Below are 25,845 nucleotides of genomic sequence, written 5' to 3'. Positions count from 1 at the left end.
CTTGATTATTTGGCTGTCGTTTAAAGGGATAAGTTCCAAGCCAATCAACAAAAATGACAACAAATCTAGCATTGCCATTGATCTGCTTAATATGTTTCGTGTATTAGTTGGTCTATCTGCCATTTTTTTACTGATTTTTATTATCTTTTTCTTGATTACTTCATTGAATTATTAATTAACCTGAACTCGGGATAAGAAAAACAAAAAAGAAAGGAACTAAAAGCGGGTTCTGTGATCAGATCTTTCGACCAAGAAATAACTTTTCACTGAGGAACCCGCTATGCGTAATCTAGTTAATTTATTCTGTCATGTCGATGATTTTTGCAAATTATTCATGCCTCAATGGCAAAAGTAGGCTTTTAAGCCCGTATCCCATAAGATGAATGCAACGCCGCTGGCAATGCATCATGAACATCATAACATTCAAGAAAGCGCCTTTGTTTTTCAGTGGTACTTTCTAGCTATCTATGCCACTGCTTTTTTTACCGTTGCTTATTTCTAGGTTAAGTACATATCATTCGTTGGGAAGATATCTTCTTTTTAGTCGGAACAATATCACCATTCTACTGGAAGGATTTTGCAGGATATATCAGCGCCAGACGTAGATAATCAGAAATCATGCATAAAATTTCCTAACGTAAAATTTATATTCTGAACGGGCATCTGAAAATATCATGAAGCATGATTTTCATCGAAAATAAATTCATCTAGTCATTTAGTAATAAAGGTTATTTTTATTGCCAACGCGGGGACTAGCAATTTGATATAATTAATTTTTAATTATTTTAAAAGATAGATTGAATGCCCCTTTTTATTCCCTACATACATTTTTCTGGCTATCTTGTGAGCACGATTATCATTCTATTATACTATGATAGGGTTTATTACGAATGTTGCATAAGTATCATCAATAATCAATTTATTGCAGATACTGAAACGCCAACCAAAGATAATCTTAACCGTGTAATACACTAGCCCCATTTTCCGTTCTGTAGAACAACTCTATACCCATCACAATCACTGAATGTCACTCCCTCAATATCCCAATATGGATTAAATGATCTCACTCTATTAAATCCTGCATTATCCATTTTCAAACAAACATCAAGCCACTCTTCTCGATTTGGGATATACAGCACCAATAAATCCTCATTTGTAGGGGATGGTGATACGGGGTGCTCATGGCATTCCGTAAATTCAATATGCCAACCCAGCTCTACTTTTCCTAACATGCACCCACTAAAACCATCATGATTTGAAAATGAGCCAATTATTTCTAGCCCTAGCCCACCGCAATACATTTCACGACTTTTTGTTAAATTGCTCACTGGCCTAGCTATTCGAAAATGCTGAAAATTCATGATTACCACCTTCGTTTAGAGTTTTACGCTAACCTAATTATTCATTAACAACAGTAGCGCCTTGTCAAATATTGATCTATTAACCCAAAAATAGTTTTCATCTGATAGGTGTAACTATTAATGAGTTTTATCTACTAACGGTAATTTGACCGCCTGAAACCTTAATGTAGCACTAGGGTAATTTTATGATAACGTATTGATGTATATCCTGAGTGCTTATTTGCACTGTGGTTATTCAATTTTTTCACCTCACAATTAAGTCTTTCGTATCTAGCTGGATATTTAATTCTTCTGCTATTTCGATGAAGGAATTATATTCATCATGAGTAATCACTACATCGTATTCTTCGATATAATCACGTAACGTTTCTAAAGCTAAAGGACTTTCACAATAATTAACATATTCGACCGCGAACATAACTCGCTCTAGTGGCAGTCTATCTTTAAGCTTTTCACCCAATTCCATTATCTTTTTGTTAGTTTTCATTTTTGGCCTATTATTTATTTTAAATTTGTCCATCAGTACGAGTTTCCAATTTCAGCGTCTCCTAATGTTACAATAACTCATGTTGAATTTATTAGGGTTAATTTATGTCACACAATAGTTCGAGGTCAAAAGCCCTCAACTCTGAATTACCTTTAAATCAAAGAGCATCCCATGTTAGAAGCTGCGCTAATCATGTTTCTGCTAGACTTGGTATAACACGGGAAGAGCTATTTAAAATCACAATGAAAGCGACAGGCGTAGATTTGAATAAGCCAGAAAGTGAAAGTGATCTCATGAAAGCCTTTATCTATTTTGAACAACTTTGATGTACCACTATTTGCCCTATTCTTTCCTGATATCAAGGAATAGAAGGAGAACTCTTGAGTATGTGTGATACACAACTGGATACGTGCCTGCGGATACACGGCATGGGGACCTTTCCGCCCGTCAACGCGCAATGGGGATATCATTCAGACCACGTTTTTTCAGCTCTGTCAGCATATTAAGCCAGAACTTTGCGCCTTCATTTTCGGTCTGCCACATATTTAATAGCTCTTTCTGGCCTTCGATATTGATACCCAGAGCTAGAAATGCGAATTTGTTAATGACGAGGCTGTTCTGCTGTGCTTTTAGGAAAATACAGTCAAGGTAAACAATGGGATAGACAGTATCAATTGACCAATTCTGCCATTTAACAACCTATTCCATCGCAGCATCAGTGACCTTTGAGGCCATCTCCGGCGAAACATCGGCGCCATACCGATCTATTTTCCACCAATTGCGGTTCGAAGGAGCCGTTACAATCGCGGAAAGTGCGCACCGTCGCCAGTAGAAACTGTCTTTGTCGAATAGCTGTTGCGGGCACTGACGCTTACTCTAGACTGGTTTTTATCATAGCCGATGTAGTAAGTCATTTCAGCATTGAGCGCTGCTTCAACACTGGTTTTTTCAGCAGGCGATCGAACTGGTTGAGATCTTCAAGGGTTTTGAGATTTTCGACCAATTCGTTAGCCAGAGCCTATAATGTTTTTCGTCCATAAAACAACCTGCTTTTGATGTTAGATTGAACATATCAAAATCAGGCAAATACACAAATTTCTAAACAGGCTCATATTACCTTGGCTTATGCTTTGACGGTCTTTTTATTTGGATTTATGGCTAGCCATCTGCTCCCTAACAAACTGATATAACTCTTGAAATTCACCATCTGCTAGAGCACTCGCTGGGATAACGGCTCCTTCACCATCAAAAGCAAAAATAAACATGTATTCTTCCTTGATATAGCATTCTTCTATATTTTGCCAAAATACCCTTATTAGAGTACCTTTCATAATACTGTCTATATATTTCCTATTAATTTTAATCTTAACTAGTCTGTCAGGATTACTTTGTTCTTTTTTCTCGTTTTTTTCTATGTAACGCTGCTCTATGCGAAATGTTATATACAGACATATCAATGAGATAATCAAGCCACAAAAGGAAAAAAAACCTAAGTCTTTAAGAACAGAAAATTCATCCAAAACTGAATAAGCCTCATATCCAATTATTAATAATACGCCCCCTAATGCAATCGATATCATTGAAAATATATTCCATAGCTTAGTGAATAACCTGTATGGCATTTTTTCTTTATCTATAACAACAGGCTGTTGTATTAGCTTTTGTATTTTCTCTACTTCCAATCTCGATAGTGAAAATTGAATCTGATAACGGCTTTTCATCAACCTTAGTTCCTTAATTAATCATGGAAAGTAAGCACCGGAATCAACAACGTGACTTGATGCTTAAATGCAATTTATTATTTATTGTTCCATTCCGCCAGCTTTTCTCTGCTACTATTTAGGGGTTGAAATATCTTGTCGGGAGTTGGTTGTCGCAGAGAGTGAAGCATCTACTAAAGTGGGTCGCTCAAGAAAAGCGGTTTCATCGACAATATAAAAACTCGCACGATCTCCCCACACAATACTATCACCACACTCATCTGATATGATTGAGTAAGTATAAGGGAATTTAATTCTCATGTGAGGTGCGTCTTTAGCCCTATCCCAACCGAAACAAAATTCAGCCGGTAGATAAGTCATAAAAATACGCGCTTTTTCTAGCAACGATTTAGGCACACCAATTTTATCGACGTACTCTTCTTTACAGCTACCAATACCTACGCTGATGCCACGATTAAAATTACATACTGTGCAAGCCAATCCTACAGTTAACCAACTCATTCCCATATCACGTTTTTTTTCCGTAACGCCTGGTTCTTGTGCTTTCCATCGTTCCATAAACCATTCGGCCCACTCCTCTTGTCGAGGAAATAGCAGAAATGGAATATAAGAAGGTAAACCACGCTCAGGGTTTCGCGGGTCGTAAGTCATTCCCCAATCGATAATAAACTGAGCAGGGTTATCCTTGTAATAAGCATTGAGCACAGGTATAGCTTCGGGGTTTTGGCGAATACGTGTTAATCGTTCCATTCGCCATTCAAACACCTGCGTATAGTCAGGATTTTTAAAATCAAATGGAAATGGGATAGGCATAGTTAATTTCTTAAATTTGAGGGGTATTTATCATAGTTATCTACTTGGATTAGTGAAAATTAGAGTGAATAAAGCATGCATAAAATAGGTGTGATTTTGCATAGCCTATTTTTGGGCTTAAACGGTTATTTTTACCAATTAACCCATTAGCTTTTTATAAGCGTCTGCGGCTTCTTGTGAAGTCATGTTTGCAACTTCCGTTTTGATAGGTTCGCCATCTTTACCAGTTAATTCAGTTCTGGTTTTCACCATCCCTAAATGTTGTGCAACCATCTTAAGCGCATCATCTTGATTACGAGTGATCACCTCGACACCAAACTTACCCTCTTTCACACCGGCAAATAAACGACGAGCTGCGCCGGTTAAATCACGTGTATCGTGAAAATGAGCACGGCCAATACCAGCACCATTGCATCGAGGGCAATCGGGATTAGGGTCTAATGTGTCATCGTAACCGTAGCCACCCACATCTTGCGGAGGCGCTTTACTCGCTGCCATGGCTTTTTTCACAGCATCATCATATTCGACCGCATCACGCCACTGATAATTAAAACCAAAGCCCCAGCAATGACGACAACACAGCCGGCGATATTCAGTTAGTTCGTTAACGTCTGCAGTCGCAATATCCCACCACATTTTTAATACGGCATCTTGGGTTATCTCGGTTCGACGTTCTCGTTCTGCTAAAGCATCAGTTATTGCCCGATTGACCTTAACATTTCTAAACATCCTACTCGCACTTACATATGCAGAATTACCCTCGCATTTACCACCAGCTCTCTTGTATGCAGCCGTGCGGTTCAAATCGACAAGATACTCATTAACGAATTTAGCCTGTAGGTCACTAAGCCCGTAGTTGCGCAGGTTAAACGTGTTTTCATCATCGTGCGCATTATCTTGTCCTCTACTTTGCGCAGTTGATATATCACTTTTGCGCACTGGCTCTTTTGCGCATTCTTTTTCGTGCGCAGTGTGCAATTTCTTGTGCGCAGTTTTTTGCGCAGATTGCGCAGCTGGCCTTTTTATATATCGCCTTGCTGTTGCGTAATTGAGTCCCTGGTCTTCACACCACTCTTTAGGGGATATTCCTGATTTAGCATGTTCGGTGAGGAACTGTTGCTGTAGCGTCCCCCAATCCGGTTTAGCCATCGTGTTTATCTCCTTTAACCTATTAAAAAACCCACTCGAAAGTAGGCTTTGTAATGAGTTATATTAAATCAATTTTATTTACCTTAAGGAATCATGAATGAAACTTACTGACATATTCGAACGATTGCATAAATGCATTGAAGCATTAAACAAGCATACTGATGAATTACCATCTATTAGCAAGAGAGTTAGTAGTGTAGCTTCAAACTTAGCCGCATATACTGTGGTAAATGGTTTAATCTTCCTTATAGCTATAAAGGCATCATGCAGATTCCCTGAGTTTCAGGGAGCTTTCTATCACGTAAGCGCCTTTTTTATTGGCATATTGTTTTTTCTCTTTATCAATGATGTGTTTACTAATTACTTTCCTCTAAAACCTATAAAACATGAAAAACTTTCTTTAAAATTAATCTTTGTGTATATAGCCATTATTGTAGGGGCTGTGGTTATAACATGGTTATATGTTGCTTCAGTCTACCAACCATTGTTTTCAATACCTGAAAGTCTTTCTAAATGCACAACATAACTAATTAGCAGAAATACATTGATTTTTCACATATTCCTGAAGTCCTTTAATCATTTGCTCTGACTCTGCAATTCGCTCTCTGAGTAACCAATAATTTCGGATAGCGGTGTCAGTAGGTCTGGCGGTGATTGCATCATCCAAGCCGGTGGCGGTAGTGCCCTCGGCTTTTTTACAACTGGCTTTGATGTACACCCGCTCAGGATTGCGCTCAGCAGCAATACGCAACTTATCAATTTCAGCTTTTGCATTTGTTAGCTCTTGGGTATGTTTAGTGTCGAGTTCGTGAAGGGAGTTAATGCGCTTTTCGTAGTTTTGAATACTATCAATAAGCTCTGAATTTTCTTTTTTCAGTAGCTTGTTGCTATCGTGAACAGTAACAACCCACCAGCCTAATATCACTACCATGATAAATAGCCAAAATGACTTATCGAATTTCATAATGACCTCTGTAAGCATTAAGCCGGATATGATTTATGTGTTAATTGGAAATGAGGACCATCTTTAAAGCTTTTCCAGTTTCCGCCCCACTCCAGATCGACATTAAGCTCTTTGGCAGCTTGCAACATTGCATCAGCAACTAACTTGAACTTAGACCAATCGTTCCACGGAATTTCACGATTAACCAACGGTGCGCAGTCAACAGCGTGTCCAGTTAAGTGGCGACTATTCATAGTCTGGCTAGCGCCATTTTTCACTAATTGTCGTTGGCGAGCTTCAGTTCGCTTACCTTCGATAACCATAAAATCAATATTGGTTAACTCGATCGCTCGACGGGTCACTTTAACTAAGTCCGGATGAACACCTCTTAAGTTCTCTTCACTGCGTTTACTGAATTTAAATTTACTCACCTGATACCTTCCTTAAAAAACGCTTTTCGATTGTTTTAATGAGCTCAGCACCAGACCAGCCAGCAAAGCCAGCTGCTCCGCCAGCTATTTCAGGAACCCATTGATAGTAACTAGATGCAAGAAATACAATTGCGCCAGCAAATACCGCAACAATTGCTTGTAAGATAAAAGTCCGCCAGCTGAACCTCTCTCCGTTTAAAACCTTATATGCATAGCTGGCAGCCACGCCGAGCATGGTCATCAATAAGATAAGCACCTCGCGGAACCAGCTATAGTTATTTGGATCTCTATGTGGCATACGCATATCCACCCCCGATGGAGTGTTCCATGATTTAGTTAATAGGTAGCCAACCGCAACGTCATTGCAGTAATTAAACGTGTTAATAGTGATTTGCGGGGGCTGTATACGAAAAAAGGCCGCACTAGGCGACCTCTTGGTTAGATGTTTTGCACTATAATAATGAAAGGGTTAGTCTATGCCCCATTGCAATAATAGCTTGATTAATAGTGTCAATTTTAGTTGAGTGTTGAAGATTAAAAAGCCGGGTGATTTCCTGCTTTTTAACTCCCATCTCTCTCGCTAGATCTGACTGTGTTAATTTTGAATCAACCAATCAATCAATCAATCAAAGATACTCACTTAAATACAAAAAACACATTCCATTAAATATTTTAATATTAATTAGCTTTTGTTGCTTTAATTAACTACAGTTAAATTGAATTTCAAAAACTTAGTCTATTAATAAAATTTAAGCGAGGTTTTTATGGAAAGGCGCCGTTATATAGTTTTCAATGTTAAAGGGTTTTCTAGTATATATAATGACTTTGCGGGGGAGGATATTCCTTTTAGGTTAATGCTAGAAAGAGCTAGCGGAGGGACAGAGGTGGTTAATTTAAATCTACACTCAAAACTTGACATGATGTTCTACCAAACACTGCTCTCATATTGCTATGGATCGCCATCTTTTTCAAACCCTAATAATTTATTAGGCCCTAAGTATCTAAGGGCTGGAATTTCGTTAGATGATAGCGGCCTGATTGGCTTTGATATGTCAAACAACATTATACCAGACAATGATGTATATGACGATAATTAATAATTAACAATAAATAATCAACTTTCGATATTTAAGCCATTTGATACTGAATGGCTTTTTTCTTTAATTCATCTAATTACTAACTTTAATCATATAGATATGCTTAATTCAGCAATAAGCCACTTAACAATATCAATAAATTAAACCCACTCGAACTCATCAAACCCCTCAAAATCATCAAACATATATAAACCTCTATAGTGCGAAAAACCCCGCATTGCGAGGTCTTAAATTGGTTTAATGCGACTAGGTATAGAATGTCCATTATTAGAAGATAATAAGCCAGTTTCGGACAAAATGCAAATACTAATTAGTTAATTACAATTTAACTTAAGCTACAAAATATATAATCACCAGTGCCACATATATCTTACAAGTGCCGCATTACAATTACCGTTCAATAAATGAATTAGGTAGATTAGTAATCCCAACTTTAATCAAAAAATTCAAGGATTTTGCATATGTCTAATGACAAAGACGCTGAGAATGGATTGATCCCCTTCTCAGAATTAAATCAAACATCTGTTAATTTGGGGCAAGCCGTTCAACAAGCAAATCAAATGCATAACACATTGTCACAAATGGGAATTGTTGACGCAACATTTCATACAGGTACCTTGTATAAAAATACAGGGACTAGCGCAATAGTTGCTGGTAATGGGTTATTGGTTGAGCAAAAGCAACACACAACAACCGTTACATTTTTGAACGAAGGTAGCACCCCAGATCAAGCAATCAATGAAATGATGGTCAACAACACGCAAGAAGTCACAGCCGCTTTCGCCAACACCTCCCAGCCGTCAATATCTAACTTTTTAAATAATAAAAAATAATCCCCTTTAATAGCGTACTTTCATAAGTGCGCTATCTATTTTATTACCTTGCTAAATGCCTGCTCAGCAATGCTTTCTTCAATAAAACACTTACTCCTTAATTTCTCATAGAATGGCTTCCAATTTCGACGCCACGTTCTCTCATTAAGATCTGGCACTAAATGTTTTATCGCATTATACGCTATAGACGACGGTACACGTTTATACCCTCGCCCAGCGCAGCGGTCACACAGTTTAAAAACAGGCGCACCTTGTAATTCGGTCTGTTCTTCATCTAATACCTTACCCCGCCCTTTACAGCGACAACGATTAGTTAGCTGACCTTTTCCATTACAGTCCTGACATAGCTCACCAACTAGCTCCTCTCTGATGTTTGGATCAATAATCGTTTCGCCTTCAAGAGTCGTGATACCGGGATGTTTGACAACATCTTTCATTTTGTAGATCAACCCTTTCCCGCTACATGCTGAACACTGATAAACCGAACCCGCTGACCGCGCGTAATCCTCAAATGCCATTCTGGCCAGAATAATCAAACAGTGACCCAGTTTCTTTCCTGCAGCTTTAGCCACCAGCTTTGGTGTTATTTTTTTAGCATATTGAGTTAATGCCTCTACTGTTGAAAACTTATCCTCTTTGCTAACATCATTTTTAGCCAGAAAAGCCGTCATACCAAACTTAGCTTGTGATTCGGTCATCCCCATAGCCGCCATAATATCTGTGCCTGTTATTCGGTCAGGGGACGTGCAACCTGCTACATTACCGAATGTAGGTGACTTAGGGTGAAAGTTTTTAAGTGTATTTTCGAGTTTCATTGGTTCACCACCTATTACACATCAACAATATTTTTTAATGGCTATCAGATACGACATGCGCGCAGCTCCATGACTTCTCTTTTGGTTTGCTCAAGCAATTCCGCTTCGGTACCGTGAATTTGCTGCCATGTTTTTGGGGCCGCATGAAAGCCGGTGTCATAGCTAGCGCGGTGATGAGGCGGGCATAACGGCAATACATCTTTATGACTAGCACGCTGCGCTATTCCCTGCCCTGTTCGTGTATGATGGATTTCCGCAGGAGTTGCCCCATACCCCATGTTTCTACAACAAATACAGCCGAGTTCTGCTACATCTGATAACCACTGTTTCTCTTCTTTGGTCTTTGATTTTTTGGTCATTGGTCTTGCCTCTAGGTAAAATCTAATAACTGGGCCGCCGCATTTTCAGCAGCTTGTTGGGTGGGAAATTTACGGAATAGAATGAAGTTCCAAAGCACATCGAGTGTGGCTTTGTAGAGTTCACCAAAAGCTAGATCATCCATTTTGGCAAAACTGATTGATTTGGCGACACGCCTCAGGCTGCCGTCAGGCATTTCGAACGTTTCATAACGGCCAGATTGCTCTACTACCCAATAGCGGAAAGCATCAAAGGATTTGGTTGCTGAAATATTGTGAGCACGTTTCTGTGCTATCTCCTCGAGATAAATATCTGCAGCGGATTGAAGGGCGTCGTCGTTATCGGTGTAGTAAGAGAGGAATTTAACGTAACCGCGAACGAGTCCTTTTTCTTCAGGCGAAATGGTACCGCCGGTGGGTTCCCAGTATTCATACCCTAGATTGAGTAAAGCGAAGTATTTACGGTGAAAACGTGGGTTGCGAGCTTTCTTGAAATCAGCCGAAAGCACATCACCACACTTGATTTTTGAATGCAGGAAATCTCTCGCAGCGGGATTAGCCGGTACAAGAGTGTCGTTAGACATTTTAATAAAGCTATGCTGTGCCATACTTTTTCTCTCAGTAGACACAGCAAGTAGTTAGGATTGGGTGTTCAGACCAACAATAGGATTATAGCAAAAAAAATATACTTTTAAAGGTGTTCCGCTTTGCTCTCAAAGTTAAATTTCATATGATTATCTAATAGTTAATCACCTAAAGGAACTAGCTTGTGACGCAGAAAGAAAATACTAAATGTGCTTTATGTGGCAATAATGCTGAAAAAATCCAAAATAGTCATTTCTTCCCCAAATTTGTATACAGAGAATTAGCACCTATGTTACTTGAGGGTCATGAAAAGATAATAACTTATCGTAATAATGCTAAGCCATTGTTTAAAGAAATAAAGTCTTATTTGCTATGTCATATTTGTGAAGAACTTTTCACCAAGAACGGTGAAAATTATGTTGCGAAAAAATGGAGAAAAAACAAACAAACAAACATTTCAGACTTGTTACTTGCATATTTAAAAAGATGTTCAATGACAAGCAATCTCTCTATATTTCATGATATTACAGACTTAGATGACAATTATTTATTCTATTTTGCTTCTAGTATGTTCTGGCGTGCCACCTTTAATTGGACATGCTATGATAGACTAAGTTTAAGTGATAGTTTAGTCGATGAGCTAAAAAATTATTTACTTTTAGGCACTCAACCCCAAAATTATAAAATAGTATCAGTTCCTATATACATGGTGGATGCTTACTCATTAATATTTCCAAAAAAATATGGTCGCAAAGATTTTATAAGCGGTGAGTTTTATTATTTCACCATGCTAAATCATTGTTTTATTTTGATTGAATCACATTTCATGAGCAAGTTTCTGAAAAATATGAATAGTAATATCAGTGGGCGACTACTTTATCACATAGATTCAAAAATTTTGCAAGAGGGGATTTTATATGAATTCATTGATAATTATAAAAAATCCAATAGACCACAAGGATTGAAGTATACCACTAACCTTAAATGGATAAATAAGTATATTTACAGACCATCTATATGTATTAATGGCAGTTTTAAATTAAATCTATCTGATGAGCTGCAAAATAAGCTGAGAAACATTCATGCATTGGGAAGTGAAAAAGACTATTACTTTTTTGCTTTTATTGAAAAATATGGACACCTAAGCCCATACGCCCACTCTTATTTAACATTTAAGCAGAAAAATATTGCATTTTCTATGAAATAAGCCTACTGCTTTTAACCAAAAATAGATTAGCTAGTATCAGTCCGAACAATGCAGGACTGATACTACATTCATTATCCTCCAATACTAGACTAGTACTCATTAGGTATTATGGCCTAGCTATGCTGCGCCATAGTTTCTCTCAGTAGACACAGAAATTGTTTAGGTTTGGGGTATTCAGACCAATAGAACTAATTCTAATAAATAAACCGTTTTTCGTAAAATGGGCTAAAGTTTACTTTAGAGATAGAATCCCCTCTATCTCTATTAGCTTTTCGTAAAAATACTCCGCACTTGATGTAACCATGCGAATGCTATCCTCAAGGTTCTTCGTAGTTCCTTTATCGTCTACGAATGACAATGGTCTTTGAAGTACTTCGAAATTGTATTCATCTTTTCTTTTACTAATATCGAGTAACTCTAAAGCTAATTTATTGTCAATCCTGCATATATCCAAAATGAATTCAACAAAATTAACATTTACCGCTTTTGCTGTATAAAAATCAAAACCGCCTAAAGAAGTTGACACACAATTTATTCCACTAGAATCCTGCTGTAATGAGGCTGGCAATTTTCCATGTTTTTGTGAGTAGTCTGAAAACCTTTTAACTTGTTCAAGAATACTCCTAGTCTCCGAAACATTGTTACCAATTAAAGTAAACAATGCTTTCCGCTCATTAATATCTTGTGCATTTTTATTTGTTTTTTCTTTCCTTACTTGACAATTGTAAACAATAAGCGAAACAATTATTGCCCCTGCAGATGCAAAACTACCCAAAATAGTAAAAAAGTCTACTACTGTCATATGATGCTCCTATATTAAATTGGAATCACTATTCTATATTCAATTTCAATTCATGCCACCCTAACGTATTCCAGCACTCATCGCTACCACTAAGGCAACATTTATCCACCGGTAGTTGTTCATTACATTTTTTACAACGCTGTTTATTTAGTTCTGTAACCAAAGATATAACTGAACGGTCATCAATTCTAATCAACATTGAGAGATATTCAGCGATATCATACGGATCCCTTCCTGGTCTACGTAATGCACAGTTTCTTTGGAGCATCCCCATTTCTTGTTCATCAAGTAATAATTCAACTTTGACTAAGCCTTGCTGCTTTTGTCTTTCACGTTGCTTAGCCTTACGTTCGGATGCGGTCATTTTCATTGGTCTTGCCTCTCTACTCAATAATTCATCCACAAACATTCAGTTCGAATTCTAGTACCACGACCTGCAGAAATTCGGGCATCTTTAGTAACCTTTCGCCAGCCAGATAATTCGTTGTTGTATAAATCGCAGTTATAGCCGCTAATAGCCACTTTTCCAGAAACCGATTTAATTACTTGAAGTAATTCACTATGCTGTTCGTTCGTCATTTCAAAATTATAATAACGATTACCAGCAACTCTTGTCGATGGAACATAAGGCGGATCCAAATAAAATAACGTATCTGTAGAATCGTGCTTTTTAATCAAATCTAACGCTGGCCTATTTTCAATAATTACCCCTTGCAAGCGCTGACAAAAAGCAGATAAGTTTTCAGGATATTTAGCCCACAAATGAGAATAGATTGAATACTCACGTTTACTGTCAGATTGAAAACCTGAATTACCATTTAAACCGGCAGCTGAGCCAAAGCCCATGCATGCGCGAACGACCATACGCCTCGCACGTTCCAGTGGATCAGTAATAAACTCTTTTGCTAAAATAAACTCATCACGAGAATAAGGCGTTAATACACAAGCCTCTTGCAATTGAGTGTTTAAATTAGGGTCACGTAACACTCTAAATAGATTCACAACTTCACCATCAAGGTCGTTATATACTTCTGCATAACTACGTTCCTTCAGCATGAGTACACTGGCTACACCGCCGAATGGCTCTACATAGCAACGATGTTCAGGAAAGTAACTTATTATCCATTTAGCTAAACGAAACTTACCGCCATGATACCGACTCACCGGATGCTTGATTTGCTGCATACTCATACCTTCATCACCTCACGCCAATAATTGAGTCTATCTCTAAAAAATTCCCGATGTACCTCTGGTGCTTTTTCAATTTCAACCAGTACTCGCTCTCTGTAGATTTTGCGATTTTTAAGCTGTCGTATTAGCCGGCTAGCCAATAAATCAAGCTGCTCCAGTTCGCGATACTTTTCTGGCCATAAAGCACGATTGTGAGGAAGTCCATCAGGCAAGTAACTTGATTGCCCTGACATACCTACCTCTTTTGTGGTTTCAGTACCGGTTGATAAGGTGCCTTGGTTCTTGCTCTTGCAGCTGCGTTAAGGCGGTCGATGTGACATTGCGAATAGTCACAACCATCATCAGGGAAAATAGGTCTGTTATCACGCACGAGTGATTCGTGTGTGATGGGGTCTTTGATTATCATTTGGTCTGCCTCTAATTTATTGGTCAATGGCTTGGTCAAGCCTTGTTAACTGCTTAAAATGCGTTTGTGTTTTGTGTTCCTTTTTGAGAGTAACTTCGGTTATTTTCTCGCCCTTTAAATGCTAATTGTTCAGCATCTCGTTGGCTGATATTTTTGATATACGAGTTAACCAATTGAGCGTAGGCGGTACCCGTTTTACCATCACGGTTTAATCGTAAAATTATCTCCATCAACGATTTATCCGCATTAGTGTTATAAACCGCATCACGATATAAACCTATCCACACATCACAATCTTGCTCTATTTGCCCTGTATCTCTGCTATCAGCGGGTGTCGGTCGTTTGTCTGCTCGTTCTTCCAGCTTACGGTTAAGCTGGGTAAGTAACAGGACCACACAATCCATTTCCTTAGCTAAGTTTTTTAAACCCGTTGTAATGTCACCGTAGGCAATATCGCGGCGTTCTGCTGGGGCAGCTTTGATTAATGTTAGATAATCCACAGCAATAAGCCCAACTTTCCCTTTAACCCTTTTTACCTTTCGACACTCAGCAATAATATGGTGCAAATCAACACCAGGAGTGCTATCGATATACATATTCGACTCAGCGATCTCTTCAGCTCTTGCTAATGCACGCGCCATTTCCATATCATCATGTGCGCCAGTATAAAATATATCTGCTGAAACTCCGCCTTCTTGGGCTATCATGCGCTCAATGATCCCACGGTCAGTCATTTCAAGGCTGAATAACAACGTGGGTAACCGGTGATTTAAAGCAAAATGAGTCGCTACACGGTTGTAGAACGCGGTTTTTCCCATTTTAGGTCTAGCACCCACGACAATTAGAGATCCTCTTAGCGCTTGTTTGGGAGCCATTAAATCATCAAGTGATTCGATACCTAAAGTAAAACCAGCCGCATTTTTCGGATCATCAAAGCGTCTTTCAACCTCGCACACCCAATCACCGACGACATCACGAGCAGGTCGTAATCCTTTGCTTTTGCCTGTTTTAGCATGCTCAACCACACTTGAAATCACTTGCTGAACATTGGCAAGTTTATTACTGACTTCTAAGCCATCATTAGCCAGCATCATTTCAACACAGGTATTGAGATTATTGATTGCGTAACGCTGAATGGCTTTGTCTCTGACAATACGTGCATAATTCACAATGTTAGCTGCTGTAGGTAACTTACAAAGCTCCGCTACATAGGCAAATCCGCCAACTTTATCCAAATCACCGGCTTCGGTTAGGGCATCACTTACAGTGATCACGTCCGTTGGGTAATTAGATTTAATCAATTTAACAATTTCAGCGAAAATTCGATTGTGAGACCACTGATAAAACGATTCCGGTTTGATCTGCGAAATAACATACTGACGCTTGTCTTCATCCGTGCTCATCATCAAACCACCTAACACCGCTTGTTCGGCTTCCGTGCTGTTTGGTGGCACAAAGTAATTATTTGTCATTAGCACGTTCCTCCTTGACCGCAACATAACAGCGCTCAGTAATCAAATAATCCAAATTTTTACGGCGCCATAAGCCACCACGACCATTTTCTCTCTCTTCCAACATCCAGCAGCAATTGCTAGAAACATAGGTCAAATAGTTCTCCCAGCGCTCTTGATTGAATTTAAATTTAATCCAGAAGTTTTTTATTTTGCGCTTGCGTTCATCAGTCAAAACTTTGATAGCAGGCATATCAGGTAAAATATCGTGATATGAATCGATAATTTTTCCATAATTCAATTTAATTTTTGATGATGGTTTGTTGTCGTCAGGTTCACCTGACGTACCATCAATAATCTCTGTAGTAGTCTCTGTAGTAATCTCTGTATTTGTCTCACGTTTAGAAGTGGGGGCTATCACTTCTGTATGTGGGGGCTGTTCCGTTTCAACGTACCCCCTATCACGTTTAGAAGTGAGACCTATCACAGAAACATGCCCTAATTCTGTTTGATTATTAATCAATGAGATAGAGTTAGTTATCTCATGAATGGACTCAACAACCGGCTCAATAAACATCACATTGTTACATGGCCCACTTACTGTATTAATGGTACGAAACTCTAGTGTAATAACACCTTTTGCTTTCAACCGTTTTATCGCTTCGGTGACTTCCCGTTTTGTAAAACCAAATTGATCCGCAAATGATTGATAGCTACGTTGCAACTTATCGCTTTGAAACCGCTTGCGCCACCCTTGAAGTTCGCCAGTAAACTCATCCCGAATTTCCGCTGGCCGGTACCAGTAAATAATTTCTGAAAGCAATATGATCCCAATATTATCAGGCTTGCCACTTGGCATTTTGATGTGATGCCACCAGTTCGCGGGGATCACATTACCCGTTATGTTCATGCGCCCTATTTGGCTGACTGTCTCTGTCATCAGTGCGTTATTCACTTCACACCCCCAGTGCTTTGGCTATATCACGGCAGGCGTTCTGGTATTGTTCCGGCGTGAGTTTCTTTGAAAGCAGCTTTTTTTTCTGTTGTTCGTACTGCTCCCAAACGCTCAGAGCAGCTGCTCGTCTACCTTCGAAAACATCTTCGACTTTCTCTCTATCAGCCGGTTTTCCGTTCAACAAAAAACCATTGCGATATGTGATTTTCTCAATTGTTCTTAGCATTGGTCTTGCCTCTTGAATTAATGCATGCTTGTCGGGCGTGATATTGCATTAAGTGCGTTAATGGCATTATTTATTCGATGTGACATGTCACGCCCCTCTAATAAAATTTCACTGATCGCATCAGCAAAAAGTTGTATCGCCACTGACGTTAAATAATTTTTCGTGTCGCCACGTACTCGAGCTAACCTCGAAGCCGGTAACGCGATTTGTATCGCCGGCATTAACTCAGCTATCTTTCGCATCGATGCCGCAGAATCTCCTCGTAACCATCTGAAAATTTGTTGCCGGTTGTTGTTGATGGCTTTCCAATCTGCCCTGCCCTGTTCGTCTTCAATCACATGTAACCTGCTTTGTGATTTGTCTCTGATGATCTGTAAGTACGCACGACTGATTTCAATCGCTACGTGTTCTTGTCCTTGTTCTGAGGCCCAGCTCTCAACCTCGGAACGAACAATATCGATATCAAAATTCATCTACTCGCGTCTCCTGTCGCAAAAATTGATTTGCCTTAATCAGTTTTTTAATTTGAAACTTGTAATACTAGATGTTCACTTGGGAGGCCATCGTTTGTATTCGGGTAAATATCAGGCGCCACTTCGTGAGGTGTAATGCGCCATTCTAAACATTCACACAGGCTTAAAACTTTCTGCGCGGGAACGCCATTCTTAAACCAAAGATTGACTGTTTGAGGTTTAGTTCCTAATCGTCTGGCAATCTCAGATTGATTAGCCAGATGAATAATTTTATTTTTTACAAGTGGTGTCATTTGTAGCCTCCTTTAGTGATTACAAGTTTATCTTACAATCAAACATAATCTTATTTCAAGTTTTTCTTGAAGTGAGTTTTACAAGGAATCCTTGTAGTATCAGGTTATGAAAAAAAATCAGAATGTCGTGTCAGCAACACGAATCAATCAAATATTAGATGAAAGAGGCTGGTCTCAATCAGAGTTAGCTCGAAGGATTGGTGTTAGCCCTCAATCTGTTCAGTTCTGGGTGAGTGGAAAAACTGCACCTAGAGGAGCGAATCTGTCCGCATTATCTTCTGTTACTGGTTACCCTGAGCATTGGTTTCTTATGGATAGTATTTCAGCTGAATCAGTAGATAAACCAACTGTAATTTCTCGGCGAGAAGATTCATATTTCGTTGAATTACTTGATATTGAAGCTAGTGCAGGTCCAGGAATTATTACTAAAGGGGAGTTTACCGAAACCATTAGATCTATTGAGTATACTTCCGATGAAGCTCTACGTTTATTTGGAAATAGGCCTAGTTCAAACATAAAAATGATCACTGTTACTGGCGATAGCATGAATGACACTATATGCCCTGGTGACCAAATATTTATAGATATTCATATAAATCATTTTGATGGTGATGGCATTTATGTGTTTGTATTTGGGCAGACACTTCATATCAAACGGTTGCAAATGATTAAAAATCAACTAGTTGTTATTTCTGATAATGCTAAATATCGTGATTGGGAAATAACGAAAGAAGATGAAGAACAATTTTTCATCTCAGGAAAAGTGCTTCTTAGCCAATCTAGAACTTACAAGCGTTACGCTTAAAATAAACACAATCCATTCAATATAAATTACAAGAACTTAGCTTTCTTGTAATTTTTCACGCCAACATCTACAAGAATATTTTGTAATTATCACTTGCAATATTCAATTTAAACTTGTAGATTTATCAGCAAGCAAACAACACAGCAAGTGTTTAGGTAAGTGTTCAAACCAGATTTATTGCTGTTATGTCGGAGGAGAACCGTCACCCTCATCGCGACTGACCATGATTACCACGATATAACGGCAATTTTTTAGCAGTACCAGGGAAAACTTTTAGACCAAAGCTAGGCAAGACCATCGACCACGATCGAGGCAAGACCAGACCTGACAGCTCGGAAAGACGGGCAACAAATTATAGACGTAAAAAAACCCACCGAGGTGGGCTCTTTTACCCGGGTCGCCGACCAAAGCTAACCGGAAGTTCTTAGCGGAGACCAATCCGCTTAAGAGGCAAGACCAATGATAAGAATCACTGATCAGACTATATTTTAAAGGAGTTGCTATGAAAGCACAACCTAAAACCCCCCTAAATGTCACACTATACATTCATGCACAGAAGCAATTTGACGGTTCATATCGATACCGCCCTTCTACATTCAAATACGATATCGATTCTGACTTAGGCTTTGTTGTATCTGAATGCAACGTTGAGATCCCATTCCAAGAGCTTACAACTGAGCAGCTGGTAAATGCTGAAATTGAGGCATTACGTTCAGAGCAAAATAAAATACTTGCTGATGCGCATGTGAAATCCAGTTTGCTGGAAGATCAGATCCAAATGCTGCTCTGTGTAGAAGGCAAACCAATTTCAAAAATCGACGAAGAAATACCTTACTAAGAGGCAAGACCAATGAAAACTTTTATCTGTGTATTCGAGCCGACTATCGACGCTCGGACGAACGGTGCTGTACCTTTAACAATTGCATTGAATTCTACAAATGCAAAATTAGCTTCTGCTGCTGCAATGATCAAGCTGTCTGAAGCTTATCCAGAAGCTATGGATAATTTTAATACTGATGAGCCGATTGTCTGTGAAGATAGTGTCGGTTCCCCTCGCCCTGCCCTCGATAAGTTCGACGAGAAGTTTGCACTTGAAAATGAATTCGATGGTGAAAAATGGGTACCTGTTCAATATGAAGATTTTAACAAAATAAATGTCGTTATTCGTATCGCTGCTATTTTGTTATTCAATAAAACGCAATTCACCCGTTCTGATGTCAGTAAAGCGGTAAGCTTTGTTAACGAAAGCAAAGAGCAACATAAAATTCGCAATATCGCAGAAGGTTTAGGAAAAATAAAACAGCTAGATTCGATGGATGCAGAGCAAACATATGAAATTGCTAATGCTGTTTTTGAGTTTGCTGATGATGATATTTCCGTCATTGATGCGATCGGGTTAGGTAACAATTGGTTAATTGAAGAGCCTAAATCAGAAGTTGAAACGGCACATGAAGAACAGGTGATAAAACGCGATTACGCGATGCTTGATACTGAAATCGCGCTCGCACTGTTAAGTAATGTTGATATCGATGACGTGAAATGTTCTGATGTTCGCAGAGCTAAAGAACTGATCAGCAACGATGACAACGCATGGAAACGCTGGTCAATGAGTTTGCGTATCTATCCCGACATTCTCGACATTCCTCGCGAGAAAATTTTTTCACTCATCACAGAAGCTCGCGAACGAACTGAATTACTAAGTGATGCAAATGCACGTAAAGCGTTTATTGATTCAAAACTTGGTACCAACCAACCCAAAGTAACAGCACTCGGTAACGGCCGTTTTTCAGTTGATAATTTAATTCAGCAACCGGCTAATGATGAACAATCATCAACGACAGTTGAAGAAAAACCCTCTGTTGTTGAAGAAAAACCCCCTGTTATTGAAGAAAAACCAAGGCGCACCCGCAAGAAAAAGGAGCCAGCTAAAGTCGAAGAAAGCACAGCTACCGAAACTGCCACTGAACAAACAAAAGAGCCTGAGGCGGTCGTAATTAAAACAACTCAATCAGCAGTACAGCATGACGATTTCGAACAACGAGCAACGATACTAGAAGAGTCTCTCAAGCAACAATCAGCAGAACAACAAGCCAACATGTATATATGGCAGCAAGTACAGCGCACTGATCCTAGATTCACAAAGCCACTAACCGGTGTAGGTTATACAGGAACAAGCATAAACGGCACTTACATGGTAATGCGTGCAACTGAAATATTTGGACCATTAGGTACAGGTTGGAATTATGAAGTGCTTGAAAGTGAATTTATCGACGGTATGCCACTTTCTGAACCTATTTACGATGAGAAAAATAAATATATTGGAGCCCGTTATTTACGCGATGCGGATGGATCATTATTTTGCGAGCAACACCATTCTATAAAAATTCTACTTTGGTACATCATTGAAGGTGAGGTTCGTGGAGAAATAATTAGCTACGGCGCAACCAAATTTAGATACAAATCTAATAATGGCTTAGTGACTGATATTGAGGTTTATAAAAAATCATTAACAGATGCCATAAAAAAAGGATTATCCATGCTTGGTTTCTCAGCTGATGTCTTTTTGGGCATGCATGATAACCCTGAATATGTAGCAAGTAATAAGCTCGAGTACGAAATCAAAGCCGCAACAGATAGCGCAGAAGATGTGACTCGCGTTCGTAAAGAGCTGGATGAGAAATTTACTAAGCATACTGAAACCATGCGCAGTGCTGTTACACAAAATGAATTGCGCGGTATTGCATCTACCCTTACTCGTGAAATATCAACACACATTAAGTTAGCACAAGATCGCGGTGACAAAGAGTACGCAAAATATTTATCAGGTAGGTTACGTCGATTAAATGAAATTGAAAAAGAGTGTATAGACCTATTTAAACAGAAAGAAGAGGCAATCTAATGACCAAAACTACTGCTATTGCACTCGCTGCAAGCTATGAAAAGCTACAACAACTAGTTGAGACTGGCGATTTTTCCCCTGAAGAAATCGCTGATACGTTAGAAGGCATTGAGGGCGAGTTAGGCGATAAGCTAGATGCAATTATGGTTCATGTTCGCAATATTTAAGGGCAAGCAAAAACATTAGATGAAGAATCTAAGCGTTTGTCTGAGCGTAAAAAATCATTCGAAAATCAGGCTAAAAACTTAAAAAAATATGCTTTAGCATGCTTACTCGCATCGGGTTTAGATAAACTCAAAACCCTTAAAAATACATTTACTGCGCGTAAAGGATCAACTTCTGTTGTCATTGATAACGAAGAGTTGCTTCCTGATGATCTAATCCAAGTTCAAGTGGTAACTACGCCAGACAAAAAAGCCATTAAAGAAGCGATTGAAAAAGGTAAAAAAGTGGCTGGTGCACACTTAGAAATCGGTGAGCGTACTTTGCAAGTTCGTTAATAGCTTTTAGCGCTCAGAAATGGGCGCGTTATAGGAAATAATATTATGGCCATGAAATTAGAAATCATCATCAACCACGACGAAGACAGTAATAAATCCAGTATCGAATGGTCCACAGCGTCAACGGAAGATGTCACAAAGCAAGAGCGTCAAATGCTATCGCAGGTACAAAAAGCATTATTACTACAGTTAAACGCTCCAACAAACTCAACTATTTTACACTAGCGTGACATGTCACGGAGTATTGATTATGAAGAATAATATAGAAGATTTGCACAATCATTTATTTGCACAATTAGAACGTTTATCAGATGAAGACCTCAAAGGCGAACAATTAAAAGAAGAAATCAATCGAGCAAAAGCAGTATCAGAAATTGCCTCATCAATTGTTGAGAATGGGAAATTGGCACTCACAGCAATAAAAATGGCTGATGAAGGACGAATTCAAAATACACCAACCTATCTAGTGAAAAAGGATGTAAAAGAATGACTCGGGTTCGATTTGTTTATACAAAAGAAATGCATGACTTTATGCGCAAAAACTATTTGTTACCGATAGGTGAATTGACAAAAGCTTTTAATGAACAGTTTTCAACTACACGTTCAACAGTAGACATTAATGGGTTACGTCAACGTTTAAAACTGAGAACAGGAAGATCCGGAAATTTTAAAAAAGGTTGTATTCCATTTAACAAAAATAAGAAGGGTTTAATTTCAGCAAATAGCGGTTCATTTAAAAAAGGAAATAAACCGTACAATTACCAACCAGTTGGTGCTGAAACATTAACAACAGACGGTTATGTTAAAGTTAAAATAGCAGAGCCAAATAAATGGGAATTAAAGCATCGACTAGTTTGGGAAAAATACAACGGGAAATTAGAAAAGGGATTCATCATTAAATTTATTGATGATGATAAGCAGAATTGTGACATCAATAATTTGATGATTATTTCTACAAAAGAGCACGCTGTTATTAATCGACATTTGTCTGGTGCAACACATGAACATAAACAGACTGTTTTACAATTGGCAAGAATAAAAATGGCAATTAGAAGTAGAGAAACCAAGAGGCAAGACCAATGCTAAGACACGAACATCAAAAAGACCAGGAAGTAAAAATCACCCTACCCGATGGATCGTACGGTTTTATTTCAACGGACAGGCGCTGCAAAGTTTCTTATGACTTTCCTGCGTATATCAAAATTGAAATTCAACCTACTCAGGCAGAGCAACAGAGGAGTAAGCAATAATGTTTGGTTTATTTCTGATGGTCTGCAGCGCCATGAATTGCCAGTTTGAACCTTATGGCTATATCTATCCTGATGAGATCAACTGTTTAGTAGATAGAGAACTATTAGTTAGTGAAGGTAAGGTTGCTGAATGTTATCCCGTTGATGCGATTATTCGAGCGAATAATTGATTAAGCATAATCAGTTTTATTTTTTATTTATTACTAGCATGGTGTTTTCTCAACGACCAAACGAGTTAACACCATGCAATTACAACCTTGGAAGCCCGAAGAGCAGTTATTAACGGATTTCGATATTAAATTAGGCAGATTAGCAGCAAGCGTTAAAAACAAGCAATTAACTGAAGCAGATATAAAACGCGCTTGTGATACAGCCGATTTGCTTATTTTATTGATGATGAGGCAAGACCAAAATGAAAAGCGATCATGACATTATCACTCATGAGGAAATGATTGAATTAACCGGCTATCAATTTCCATCAAAACAGTGCGAAGTTTTAACTCGTTCGGGGATCTTCTTTGTTAAGCGCCCTGACGGCTACCCGAAAACCACGTGGGGTCATTTTAACAACCCTCTTAAACAACGCGCTCAAGTACATGCACAAGAAGAACCTGACTTCGGGGCGATGTGATCATGGTGCGAGTTAGAAGAAGAAAAAACGCTGAGGATAATTGGATGCCTCCTCGAGTACGAAGAGGTAAATCTGCATTTGAATTCCAAGTACCAGGAGGAAGAACTGTTCGATTGTGTGACTTAACATTCACACAGGCTGAAGTGTGGTTTGCTTATGAAAAGTTTATTAATGATCAAAAAAACGAAGAAACATTGAATGCTTTAATTGATAAATTCTTTTTCTCAGCTGACTTTACCAATCTTTCCGTGACATCGCAGAAAGACTATAGAAAGTATTCAAAAAAGCTATTACCTGTTTTTGGAAAAATGCTACCTGATAATATCAAGCCTGAGCATGTTAGAAAATATATGGACAAACGCGGTGTTAATAGCCAAACCCAAGCGAATAGAGAAAAAGCTTTTTTATCTCGCGTGTTCAGCTGGGCATATGAACGCGGCATGGTGAAAGGTAATCCATGCAAGGGTGTTAGGCAGTTTAAAGAAATTGCGCGCGATAGGTACATTACAGACGATGAATATAATGCGCTCTATTCTGTTGCACCGGATATAGTCAAAGTCGCTATGGAGATCGCTTATTTATGTAGTGCGCGGCAAGCAGACGTTTTAACGCTCACTTATTCACAATTATCTGATGATGGAATATTTATTAAACAAGGGAAGACGGGTAAGAAACAAATTAAAGCGTGGACGGAAAGATTAAAAGCAGCCATTGATTTAAGTAGAACATTACCACTTAGCTCAGGAATTAGTAGTATTTATGTCATTCATCAATCGAAAGGTTCAAAATATACGCGAGATGGCTTTAATAGTCGTTGGCAAAAAGCTAAAGAAGAAGCTGTAAAAAAATTTCCTTATTTAGATTTTAATTTTACGTTTCATGATTTGAAGGCCAAAGGAATATCTGATCTGGAAGGAACGCTGAGTGAGAAACAAAATATTTCTGGCCATAAAACACCATCACAGACTGCACGATATGATCGAAAAGTAGTAATCGTTCCAACGGTCGGAGGGCAAAAGCGTTAGTGAATGGGGGGAGTTAGTAGCGAAAGTTAATAGCGAAATAATAGCGAAAGGTGATTTCAGTCACAAAAAAAGCCACCTAAAAGGTGGCTTCTTTCTTTCCCTAACTCGTTGATATTCAACTGAGTTTTTATTTGGTGCCCAGGGCGGGACTTGAACCCGCACAGCCTAAAGGCCGAGGGATTTTAAATCCCTTGTGTCTACCGATTTCACCACCTGGGCTGAATTTTGGAGGCGCGTCCCGGAGTCGAACCGAGCTACACGGATTTGCAATCCGGTGCATAACCGCTTTGCTAACGCGCCTTCTTCTCAATCTCTTACTGAGATTTGGAGCGGGAAACGAGACTCGAACTCGCGACCCCGACCTTGGCAAGGTCGTGCTCTACCAACTGAGCTATTCCCGCCTTTCAGCTTTCGCTTTTCAAACTGGCTGATTTACTTATTTTTTTTCGTAAACCTCGTTGCCGTTCGATGCGTTGCATTCTACTGATTTCACATTTTGAGTCAACACAAATATTTAAAAAAATCACTCAAAACCGTTCGTTCGCTGTTTTTTCAATCATTTCGATCAAGCTTCGCTCAAATCTGACCATGCTGCCTTCAAATATTGATACATTGACCAGAACGTTAAGATAGCTGCAACATACAATAATGCGATAGCAAGATTCTCAATAAGCAAATTTGGACGCCACAATAACCCAACTAAAGAGATCATTTGGGCTGTTGTCTTAAATTTACCAATCCATGACACGGCAACACTACTTCTTTTGCCTATCTCAGCCATCCATTCTCTTAACGAAGAAATAATAATTTCACGAGCGATCATCGTCGCGGCGGGTAAAGTGACATACCAAACATCAAAACTTTCCGTAACAAGCACTAATGCTGTTGCCACCATCACCTTATCGGCAACAGGATCTAGGAATGCCCCAAACTTGGTTGTTTGCTTCCATAACCTTGCTAAATAGCCATCAAACCAATCTGTTACTGCCGCAATAACGAAAATTAATGCGCAAACAAAAGGCCCCCAACTGACTGGTAAATAAAAAGCCAGCACAAAAAACGGTATCAGAATGACTCGGAACAGGGTCAACCACGTAGGAATATTTAATTTCATCATGCTCAGTAACTTTTTGACCAAAT

At 38.9% G+C, this 25,845-nt stretch carries 37 protein-coding genes, 3 tRNA genes and 3 pseudogenes; 16 read left to right on the top strand and 27 right to left on the bottom strand.

The annotated features are described in order from the left end of the window. Nucleotides 1-971: 971 nt before the first annotated feature. Nucleotides 972-1,361 carry a VOC family protein gene (locus tag PR699_RS00865; protein ID WP_014658143.1) on the bottom strand — a complete coding sequence of 130 codons (390 nt, stop codon included), beginning with the start codon at nucleotides 1,359-1,361 and terminating at the stop codon, nucleotides 972-974. A 244-nt stretch (nucleotides 1,362-1,605) separates the two neighbouring features. After that, nucleotides 1,606-1,848: a MafI family immunity protein gene (locus tag PR699_RS00860; protein WP_230089715.1), complete on the bottom strand. Its 243-nt coding sequence runs from the start codon at nucleotides 1,846-1,848 to the stop codon at nucleotides 1,606-1,608. 104 nt (nucleotides 1,849-1,952) lie between these two features. Between PR699_RS00860 and PR699_RS00855 the strand changes: the two genes are divergently transcribed. Beyond that, nucleotides 1,953-2,174, top strand: a complete 222-nt coding sequence (locus tag PR699_RS00855) for a hypothetical protein (protein ID WP_014658141.1) — start codon at nucleotides 1,953-1,955, stop codon at nucleotides 2,172-2,174. A gap of 60 nt (nucleotides 2,175-2,234) precedes the next feature. On the opposite strand, the pseudogene PR699_RS00850 reads toward PR699_RS00855, so the two are convergent. The 4 genes and pseudogenes from PR699_RS00850 to PR699_RS00835 all read right to left on the bottom strand — a co-directional run. Continuing rightward, a pseudogene (locus tag PR699_RS00850) lies at nucleotides 2,235-2,863 on the bottom strand (transposase); the annotation flags it as partial. A gap of 127 nt (nucleotides 2,864-2,990) precedes the next feature. Then, a complete protein-coding gene (locus PR699_RS00845) occupies nucleotides 2,991-3,569 on the bottom strand; it encodes a hypothetical protein (RefSeq protein ID WP_014658140.1) in 579 nt (192 codons plus the stop codon). 123 nt (nucleotides 3,570-3,692) lie between these two features. After that, nucleotides 3,693-4,382: pseudogene (locus tag PR699_RS00840) on the bottom strand (hypothetical protein); the annotation flags it as partial. A 138-nt stretch (nucleotides 4,383-4,520) separates the two neighbouring features. Next, the gene (locus PR699_RS00835; RefSeq protein WP_014658138.1) at nucleotides 4,521-5,531 is read right to left on the bottom strand and encodes a terminase small subunit; all 1,011 of its coding nucleotides are present in this window, start codon (nucleotides 5,529-5,531) and stop codon (nucleotides 4,521-4,523) included. Between the two features lie 97 nt (nucleotides 5,532-5,628). Between PR699_RS00835 and PR699_RS00830 the strand changes: the two genes are divergently transcribed. Beyond that, entirely contained in the window at nucleotides 5,629-6,057 is a 429-nt protein-coding gene (locus PR699_RS00830) for a hypothetical protein (protein ID WP_014658137.1), read from the top strand. Here the strand turns inward: PR699_RS00830 and PR699_RS00825 are convergent, their stop codons facing one another. From PR699_RS00825 to PR699_RS00810, 4 genes are all read right to left on the bottom strand, one after another. Beyond that, the gene (locus PR699_RS00825; RefSeq protein WP_014658136.1) at nucleotides 6,058-6,495 is read right to left on the bottom strand and encodes a lysis protein; all 438 of its coding nucleotides are present in this window, start codon (nucleotides 6,493-6,495) and stop codon (nucleotides 6,058-6,060) included. It abuts the gene before it with no gap. Nucleotides 6,496-6,512: 17 nt separating this feature from the next. Next, nucleotides 6,513-6,905, bottom strand: coding sequence for a M15 family metallopeptidase (locus PR699_RS00820; protein WP_014658135.1), 393 nt, complete (start codon nucleotides 6,903-6,905; stop codon nucleotides 6,513-6,515). Beyond that, nucleotides 6,898-7,209 (bottom strand): phage holin family protein, encoded by a 312-nt coding sequence (locus PR699_RS00815; RefSeq protein ID WP_167537612.1) that lies wholly within the window; start codon nucleotides 7,207-7,209, stop codon nucleotides 6,898-6,900. Before PR699_RS00815 ends, PR699_RS00820 begins: the two co-directional genes overlap by 8 nt. A 148-nt stretch (nucleotides 7,210-7,357) precedes the next feature. Next, nucleotides 7,358-7,519: a helix-turn-helix domain-containing protein gene (locus PR699_RS00810; protein ID WP_163767551.1), complete on the bottom strand. Its 162-nt coding sequence runs from the start codon at nucleotides 7,517-7,519 to the stop codon at nucleotides 7,358-7,360. A 150-nt stretch (nucleotides 7,520-7,669) separates the two neighbouring features. Between PR699_RS00810 and PR699_RS00805 the strand changes: the two genes are divergently transcribed. Together PR699_RS00805 and PR699_RS00800 are read left to right on the top strand one after the other, a co-directional pair. Beyond that, nucleotides 7,670-8,002, top strand: coding sequence for a hypothetical protein (locus PR699_RS00805; protein ID WP_014658133.1), 333 nt, complete (start codon nucleotides 7,670-7,672; stop codon nucleotides 8,000-8,002). A gap of 461 nt (nucleotides 8,003-8,463) precedes the next feature. Further along, complete coding sequence (locus PR699_RS00800) at nucleotides 8,464-8,835, top strand: hypothetical protein (protein ID WP_014658132.1); 372 nt, start codon at nucleotides 8,464-8,466, stop codon at nucleotides 8,833-8,835. Between the two features lie 35 nt (nucleotides 8,836-8,870). On the opposite strand, the gene PR699_RS00795 is transcribed toward PR699_RS00800, so the two are convergent. Genes PR699_RS00795 through PR699_RS00785 form a run of 3 tightly spaced genes read right to left on the bottom strand, consistent with a single transcriptional unit; the run spans nucleotide 8,871 to nucleotide 10,614 of the window. Then, complete coding sequence (locus PR699_RS00795; protein ID WP_014658131.1) at nucleotides 8,871-9,650, bottom strand: antitermination protein; 780 nt, start codon at nucleotides 9,648-9,650, stop codon at nucleotides 8,871-8,873. 44 nt (nucleotides 9,651-9,694) lie between these two features. Next, nucleotides 9,695-10,009, bottom strand: a complete 315-nt coding sequence (locus PR699_RS00790; RefSeq protein WP_014658130.1) for a Ref family recombination enhancement nuclease — start codon at nucleotides 10,007-10,009, stop codon at nucleotides 9,695-9,697. 11 nt (nucleotides 10,010-10,020) lie between these two features. Beyond that, nucleotides 10,021-10,614, bottom strand: coding sequence for a DUF1367 family protein (locus PR699_RS00785; RefSeq protein ID WP_014658129.1), 594 nt, complete (start codon nucleotides 10,612-10,614; stop codon nucleotides 10,021-10,023). Nucleotides 10,615-10,775: 161 nt separating this feature from the next. Between PR699_RS00785 and PR699_RS00780 the strand changes: the two genes are divergently transcribed. Then, nucleotides 10,776-11,798 carry a hypothetical protein gene (locus tag PR699_RS00780; RefSeq protein ID WP_014658128.1) on the top strand — a complete coding sequence of 341 codons (1,023 nt, stop codon included), beginning with the start codon at nucleotides 10,776-10,778 and terminating at the stop codon, nucleotides 11,796-11,798. 232 nt (nucleotides 11,799-12,030) lie between these two features. On the opposite strand, the gene PR699_RS00775 is transcribed toward PR699_RS00780, so the two are convergent. The 10 genes from PR699_RS00775 to PR699_RS00730 are packed head-to-tail and all read right to left on the bottom strand — an operon-like array spanning nucleotide 12,031 to nucleotide 17,595. Next, on the bottom strand, nucleotides 12,031-12,600 hold the full coding sequence (locus tag PR699_RS00775) for a hypothetical protein (RefSeq protein ID WP_014658127.1): 570 nt from the start codon (nucleotides 12,598-12,600) through the stop codon (nucleotides 12,031-12,033). Between the two features lie 28 nt (nucleotides 12,601-12,628). Continuing rightward, nucleotides 12,629-12,970, bottom strand: a complete 342-nt coding sequence (locus tag PR699_RS00770; RefSeq protein ID WP_014658126.1) for a hypothetical protein — start codon at nucleotides 12,968-12,970, stop codon at nucleotides 12,629-12,631. Nucleotides 12,971-12,987: 17 nt separating this feature from the next. Beyond that, nucleotides 12,988-13,785: a DNA adenine methylase gene (locus PR699_RS00765; RefSeq protein WP_050979653.1), complete on the bottom strand. Its 798-nt coding sequence runs from the start codon at nucleotides 13,783-13,785 to the stop codon at nucleotides 12,988-12,990. Nucleotides 13,786-13,787: 2 nt separating this feature from the next. Beyond that, nucleotides 13,788-14,024: a hypothetical protein gene (locus PR699_RS00760; protein ID WP_014658124.1), complete on the bottom strand. Its 237-nt coding sequence runs from the start codon at nucleotides 14,022-14,024 to the stop codon at nucleotides 13,788-13,790. A 2-nt stretch (nucleotides 14,025-14,026) separates the two neighbouring features. After that, on the bottom strand, nucleotides 14,027-14,197 hold the full coding sequence (locus PR699_RS00755; protein WP_041705276.1) for a hypothetical protein: 171 nt from the start codon (nucleotides 14,195-14,197) through the stop codon (nucleotides 14,027-14,029). 53 nt (nucleotides 14,198-14,250) lie between these two features. Further along, nucleotides 14,251-15,669, bottom strand: a complete 1,419-nt coding sequence (locus PR699_RS00750) for a DnaB-like helicase C-terminal domain-containing protein (protein WP_014658123.1) — start codon at nucleotides 15,667-15,669, stop codon at nucleotides 14,251-14,253. Beyond that, complete coding sequence (locus PR699_RS00745; protein WP_237713200.1) at nucleotides 15,659-16,588, bottom strand: replication protein; 930 nt, start codon at nucleotides 16,586-16,588, stop codon at nucleotides 15,659-15,661. The genes PR699_RS00750 and PR699_RS00745 overlap by 11 nt, the downstream gene beginning before the upstream one ends. A 16-nt stretch (nucleotides 16,589-16,604) precedes the next feature. After that, nucleotides 16,605-16,829 (bottom strand): hypothetical protein, encoded by a 225-nt coding sequence (locus tag PR699_RS00740; RefSeq protein ID WP_163761996.1) that lies wholly within the window; start codon nucleotides 16,827-16,829, stop codon nucleotides 16,605-16,607. Between the two features lie 17 nt (nucleotides 16,830-16,846). After that, the gene (locus PR699_RS00735; protein ID WP_014658120.1) at nucleotides 16,847-17,302 is read right to left on the bottom strand and encodes a toxin YdaT family protein; all 456 of its coding nucleotides are present in this window, start codon (nucleotides 17,300-17,302) and stop codon (nucleotides 16,847-16,849) included. Nucleotides 17,303-17,349: 47 nt separating this feature from the next. Then, nucleotides 17,350-17,595, bottom strand: a complete 246-nt coding sequence (locus PR699_RS00730; RefSeq protein ID WP_014658119.1) for a YdaS family helix-turn-helix protein — start codon at nucleotides 17,593-17,595, stop codon at nucleotides 17,350-17,352. 106 nt (nucleotides 17,596-17,701) lie between these two features. On the opposite strand from PR699_RS00730, the gene PR699_RS00725 reads away from it, so the two are divergent. The 11 genes and pseudogenes from PR699_RS00725 (at nucleotide 17,702) to PR699_RS00675 (ending at nucleotide 24,705) form a co-directional block, all read left to right on the top strand. Further along, complete coding sequence (locus PR699_RS00725; protein WP_014658118.1) at nucleotides 17,702-18,400, top strand: helix-turn-helix transcriptional regulator; 699 nt, start codon at nucleotides 17,702-17,704, stop codon at nucleotides 18,398-18,400. Nucleotides 18,401-18,902: 502 nt separating this feature from the next. Next, nucleotides 18,903-19,238, top strand: a complete 336-nt coding sequence (locus PR699_RS00720; RefSeq protein WP_272577817.1) for a hypothetical protein — start codon at nucleotides 18,903-18,905, stop codon at nucleotides 19,236-19,238. A gap of 12 nt (nucleotides 19,239-19,250) precedes the next feature. Next, nucleotides 19,251-21,299 (top strand): hypothetical protein, encoded by a 2,049-nt coding sequence (locus PR699_RS00715; protein ID WP_014658116.1) that lies wholly within the window; start codon nucleotides 19,251-19,253, stop codon nucleotides 21,297-21,299. Next, nucleotides 21,299-21,799 (top strand): annotated as a pseudogene (locus PR699_RS00710) (siphovirus Gp157 family protein). The gene PR699_RS00715 and the pseudogene PR699_RS00710 overlap by 1 nt, the downstream one beginning before the upstream one ends. 45 nt (nucleotides 21,800-21,844) lie before the next feature. Then, on the top strand, nucleotides 21,845-22,024 hold the full coding sequence (locus PR699_RS00705) for a hypothetical protein (protein ID WP_014658113.1): 180 nt from the start codon (nucleotides 21,845-21,847) through the stop codon (nucleotides 22,022-22,024). Between the two features lie 25 nt (nucleotides 22,025-22,049). Further along, complete coding sequence (locus PR699_RS00700) at nucleotides 22,050-22,289, top strand: hypothetical protein (protein WP_014658112.1); 240 nt, start codon at nucleotides 22,050-22,052, stop codon at nucleotides 22,287-22,289. Then, nucleotides 22,286-22,885: an HNH endonuclease signature motif containing protein gene (locus PR699_RS00695; RefSeq protein WP_014658111.1), complete on the top strand. Its 600-nt coding sequence runs from the start codon at nucleotides 22,286-22,288 to the stop codon at nucleotides 22,883-22,885. The genes PR699_RS00700 and PR699_RS00695 overlap by 4 nt, the downstream gene beginning before the upstream one ends. A 163-nt stretch (nucleotides 22,886-23,048) precedes the next feature. After that, nucleotides 23,049-23,219: a hypothetical protein gene (locus tag PR699_RS00690; protein WP_014658110.1), complete on the top strand. Its 171-nt coding sequence runs from the start codon at nucleotides 23,049-23,051 to the stop codon at nucleotides 23,217-23,219. 73 nt (nucleotides 23,220-23,292) lie between these two features. Further along, nucleotides 23,293-23,478: a hypothetical protein gene (locus PR699_RS00685; protein WP_014658109.1), complete on the top strand. Its 186-nt coding sequence runs from the start codon at nucleotides 23,293-23,295 to the stop codon at nucleotides 23,476-23,478. Next, entirely contained in the window at nucleotides 23,462-23,680 is a 219-nt protein-coding gene (locus tag PR699_RS00680) for a DUF4224 domain-containing protein (protein ID WP_014658108.1), read from the top strand. The genes PR699_RS00685 and PR699_RS00680 overlap by 17 nt, the downstream gene beginning before the upstream one ends. A 2-nt stretch (nucleotides 23,681-23,682) precedes the next feature. After that, nucleotides 23,683-24,705 carry a tyrosine-type recombinase/integrase gene (locus PR699_RS00675; protein ID WP_041705273.1) on the top strand — a complete coding sequence of 341 codons (1,023 nt, stop codon included), beginning with the start codon at nucleotides 23,683-23,685 and terminating at the stop codon, nucleotides 24,703-24,705. A 132-nt stretch (nucleotides 24,706-24,837) separates the two neighbouring features. Here the strand turns inward: PR699_RS00675 and PR699_RS00670 are convergent. The 4 genes from PR699_RS00670 to pgsA all read right to left on the bottom strand — a co-directional run bounded on the left by PR699_RS00670 (nucleotide 24,838) and on the right by pgsA (nucleotide 25,819). Beyond that, nucleotides 24,838-24,924: transfer RNA gene (locus PR699_RS00670), tRNA-Leu, on the bottom strand. Nucleotides 24,925-24,931: 7 nt separating this feature from the next. Then, a tRNA-Cys gene (locus tag PR699_RS00665) sits at nucleotides 24,932-25,005 on the bottom strand. 25 nt (nucleotides 25,006-25,030) lie between these two features. After that, nucleotides 25,031-25,106: transfer RNA gene (locus tag PR699_RS00660), tRNA-Gly, on the bottom strand. A gap of 164 nt (nucleotides 25,107-25,270) precedes the next feature. After that, nucleotides 25,271-25,819 carry a CDP-diacylglycerol--glycerol-3-phosphate 3-phosphatidyltransferase gene (gene pgsA, locus PR699_RS00655; RefSeq protein ID WP_014658106.1) on the bottom strand — a complete coding sequence of 183 codons (549 nt, stop codon included), beginning with the start codon at nucleotides 25,817-25,819 and terminating at the stop codon, nucleotides 25,271-25,273. Nucleotides 25,820-25,845 lie beyond the last annotated feature (26 nt).

The organism is Providencia sp. PROV268 (assembly GCF_028477805.1).
In the GTDB taxonomy this organism is placed as follows: Bacteria; Pseudomonadota; Gammaproteobacteria; order Enterobacterales; family Enterobacteriaceae; genus Providencia; species Providencia stuartii.
The sequence above is the reverse complement of the archived record's forward strand: the minus strand, read 5'-3'. Positions and strand labels throughout refer to the sequence as shown.